Below are 3,613 nucleotides of genomic sequence, written 5' to 3' on the forward strand. Positions count from 1 at the left end.
GCTCCACACCTGGTCCCTCGCGGTGGAGGAGCAGTTTTACCTGCTCTTCCCCCTGCTGCTCACCTTTCTGGTGCGCTCCCGGCCTCGCACCTGGCAGCGCTGGATCTGGGGCATCGCCCTCGGCTCCCTCGTCATCGGCGTGGCCCTGAGCTACTCCTCGCACAATCAGCGTATGGCCTTCTACCTGCTGCCCGCGCGTGCGTGGGAGCTCCTCATCGGCGTGCTGGTGGCGGTGTATCGCGGGCGCTTCCCTTCAAACAGATCGGTGCAGGAGGTCTCCGGCTGGCTCGGCCTCGCGCTCATCGGCCTGGCGGTGCTGGGGTTTGATGGCAGCACACGCTTCCCCGGAGTGGCCGCGCTGGCACCCTGCCTCGGCGCGGGGCTCATCATCGCCTCCAGCGATGCCCGGCTCTCCGCCGTGGGGCGGCTGCTCTCGTGGCGGCCCTTCGTCTTCATCGGGCTGGTGTCCTACCCGCTCTACCTCTGGCACTGGCCCCTGCTGGTGTTTGCCAAGTACCTCTCCGCCTATGAACTCACCACCGCCATGCGCATCGGCCTTCTGCTGGCCAGCTTCGTGCTCGCCATGCTGTCGTGGAGGCTGATCGAGACGCCCTTCCGCCAGCGGCGCTGGCTCAGCGGGCGGCGGCAGATCTTCACCTTTGCCGTCGTCGTCACCGGTGTGTTCATCGCCTCGGCCCTCGCCGTGTCCGCGTTTAAGGGCCTCCCCGCGCGCTTCCCCGCCAGCGCCCTGGCCTACGCCGCCAGCCGGGACAGCCATGGCTTCCGCGAAAACCTCAGCCCGGACAACGCCCTCGCCGGAAACTTCACCGAACTCGGCTCCGCCAAAGGCACCCAGCCCATCCGCGTCCTCGTCTGGGGAGACAGCCACGCCATGGCCATCGCCCCGGCCATCGACACCCTCTGCCGCCAGCACCAGCAGCGCGGCGTACTGGCGGGCTTCCACTCCACCGCCCCGGTGCTGCATTACATCAGCCCCGGCGAATTCGGCCTCGGCAAAGCCGCGCCCAGGGTGGCCGAAAGCGTCGTGGCCTTCATTTCCAAGGAACACATCCCGCACGTGATCATGACCGCCAAATGGGACGCCTTTGCCGCCTCCGCCGAGTTCCGGGCCGATCTCATCGCCACCGTGCGCACGCTCATGGCCTCTGGAGCGCAGGTGCTCGTGCTCAAGGACGTGCCCGCCCCCGGCTTTGACGTCCCCCGCATCGCCGCCCTCACCGCCCTGCGCGGCGGCGATCTCCAGGCCCTGGGTCTCAGCCAGGAGCAGCACCGGCAGGCCCATGCCGCCCTGGAGCCCACCTTCGCCGAACTCGCCCAAATGGGCGCCGCCGTCATCGATCCCGCCGACCTCTTCCTCAACCCGCGCGGCCTCTACGGCGTCCTGAAAAACGACCAGATCCTCTACTTCGACAGCCACCACCTCACCCGCGAAGGTGCGGAGCTGCTGAGCCCGCTCTTCAAGCGGGTGTTTGAGGAGAGGTAGGACTGCCAGCCATCACCGGCAAAGGGCCCCGTCTCCTGCCGTTCCGCATTTCAAGGACGGCGAACCTTTTTGAGCGCCCGCGTCTGTTTCGAGCGCCCGGGCTTCCCCGGCTCAAAGGCAGATCTGCTTCCATCGTATCGCGATATGACTTGCCCTAGTTTAGATTTGGGAATCCATTGCCTTCTCTTAGTCACTGATTCATAGTCACTTGTACGACTTTGCTCTTGTGCAGCACCTATTCCATGTTTCTTAAACGGCCACAGCCATGAATGGACCCCCGTCCCAACCTCCGTCGGAATACTTTTTCGAGCGGTATCCTTGGAATGACAAGCGGGTGCTGTTTTGCATTGCCCTGCTCATGGCCTGCAGCGACTTCCTGGCGGGCCCCATTGTTTTCTTTCCCTTCCTGTTTGTGATCCCCGTGGCGCTGATGGCGTGGAACTGCGGCCTCCGCACCGCCCTGTGGCTGGGGGCCATCCTGTGCCTCATCCGGTTCAGCATCCAATACGCCTGGGGCATCCCCTACACGCTGCCCGTGGCCATCATCAATGCCATCATCCGGCTCGCGATCCTCTTCTTCATCACCTTCCTGTGCGGCAAGCTCTCTGAGCAAACCCAGGCTCTGCGCGCCCGCGTCCGCACGCTGGAGGGGCTCCTGCCCACCTGCGCCTACTGCAAGGACATCCGGGATGAAGAGGGCGAATGGCAGCAGATGGAGGAATACGTCGCCTCACGATCCGCCGCCCAGTTCACCCATGGCATCTGTCCGAAATGCGTCGCCAAACATTTCAGCGTGGTCATGAACCCGGATGAGAAGAAAGGCGCAGGAGCCGAGCTTTGACAGCCCCCTCCTTGATCCAGAGTGCAGCCCCGGACTGATGCTGCAGCCAGCAGGTGGTGGATAAGGGGTGGGCGAGGATCACATCGGCGGCCGGCCGCATGGCGCTAATGGAGTCCCTGACCCTCTGTTCGGGGGTGGACCGGAAGCTCGTTCTTTGAGCTGGGTTCGATCCCTTGGTGTCCAATGTTAGAACTGAGAGTCTCAAACTCCATCTTCAACTCCTTACCACTTACCACCATGAAACATCATTTTATGCTGCTCGCGCTGACTGGTCTGGCCGCCAGCTTCTCCGCCTGCTCAAATTCCCCCAAGGTCCAGATGGTTCACACCGGCACGGTGCTCGAATCCGCTCCAGGCGTCATTGGCCCTCTGGTGATGAACAACAACGTGGCGCTGCAGCAGTACAGTCCGAAGCTGTACACGCCCTTCCTTTACGATCACCAGAGCATGGACAACAACACCTTCTACCATGCCCAGGCCATCCGGCACGCCGGAGATAAAAAAGGCTCCGTGCATGTGGGACCTCTGACGCAGGCGTCTGCGGAATAACCCTCCACGCACCCCGCTCCGCCTTCTGCCTCAGGAGGCAGCGGAGCTCAAGCCCGCCACACCGCCTTCTCCACCCTGCCATTCCATGCGTGGTCTGGCGCGTGTGTCAGCGTGGTGAAGTCCGCGCCCTTATCGGTGAGCTGGGCCATCGTCCAGCCGGTGGTGCTGGCGGTGGGATTGGACACGTAGGAGGTGGCGGGAGTGTTCAGGATGTGAATGCCGCGATGCTGAAAGTGATCCCGATGGTGGATGTGGCCGTGGACATAAGCCTTCACCTGCGGGCGTGAGACGAGGAGCTCCCACAGCGGCTCGGAATCTTCCAGCCCGCCGGGGAAGTGCTTTTCCTCGCCGCCGAGGCGGGGATTGTGATGGGCAAAGACGAGCGCGGGCTTGCCGGGGTGCGCATCGAGCATGCGGCCCAGCCACTCCAGCTGCTCCGCGCCGAGCAACCCCTGCGCGACGACACGGGCCTCAGCGCCCTGCCCCACGGTTTTGAGCGAATCGAGCAGGAAGAGATTCGCCTTGGCCAATGAGACGACGCCGACATGGCGCGAGACCACGGGTGGCTGCGCGGCCTTCTCCGAATTCAGCACCTGATAAAAGACATCGCGGTCATCGTGATTCCCCAGCGTGAGGTGCACGGGCATGCCGGCCTCCCGCAGCGGAGCGATGAGCCGCGCGAAGTGCTCATAGTCGCCAGGCCGCCCGTTGCTCAAGGC

Annotated in this window: 4 protein-coding genes; 3 read left to right on the forward strand and 1 reads right to left on the reverse strand. The window is 64.0% G+C overall.

The window, feature by feature from the left end; genetic code table 11:
- From WAW39_RS08985 to WAW39_RS08995, 3 genes are all read left to right on the forward strand, one after another.
- Positions 1–1,504 (forward strand): acyltransferase family protein (locus WAW39_RS08985; RefSeq protein WP_422317944.1); only part of this gene is annotated, 1,504 nt, incomplete at its 5' end.
- Positions 1,505–1,769: 265 nt separating this feature from the next.
- Positions 1,770–2,345: a hypothetical protein gene (locus tag WAW39_RS08990; RefSeq protein ID WP_422317946.1), complete on the forward strand. Its 576-nt coding sequence runs from the start codon at positions 1,770–1,772 to the stop codon at positions 2,343–2,345.
- A gap of 237 nt (positions 2,346–2,582) precedes the next feature.
- A complete protein-coding gene (locus WAW39_RS08995) occupies positions 2,583–2,894 on the forward strand; it encodes a hypothetical protein (protein ID WP_422317948.1) in 312 nt (103 codons plus the stop codon).
- A 47-nt stretch (positions 2,895–2,941) separates the two neighbouring features.
- Here the strand turns inward: WAW39_RS08995 and WAW39_RS09000 are convergent.
- A partial coding sequence (locus WAW39_RS09000) for a metallophosphoesterase (protein ID WP_422317950.1) occupies positions 2,942–3,613 on the reverse strand: 672 nt, incomplete at its 5' end.

It is taken from the genome of Prosthecobacter sp., from assembly GCF_049294395.1.
Lineage (GTDB): Bacteria > Verrucomicrobiota > Verrucomicrobiia > Verrucomicrobiales > Verrucomicrobiaceae > Prosthecobacter.

Bases quoted from the DNA above. Each gene is read 5' to 3' on its own strand.
- WAW39_RS08990 (WP_422317946.1), top strand. From the start codon at position 1,770: ATGAATGGACCCCCGTCCCAACCTCCGTCGGAATACTTTTTCGAGCGG.
- WAW39_RS08995 (WP_422317948.1), top strand. From the start codon at position 2,583: ATGAAACATCATTTTATGCTGCTCGCGCTGACTGGTCTGGCCGCCAGC.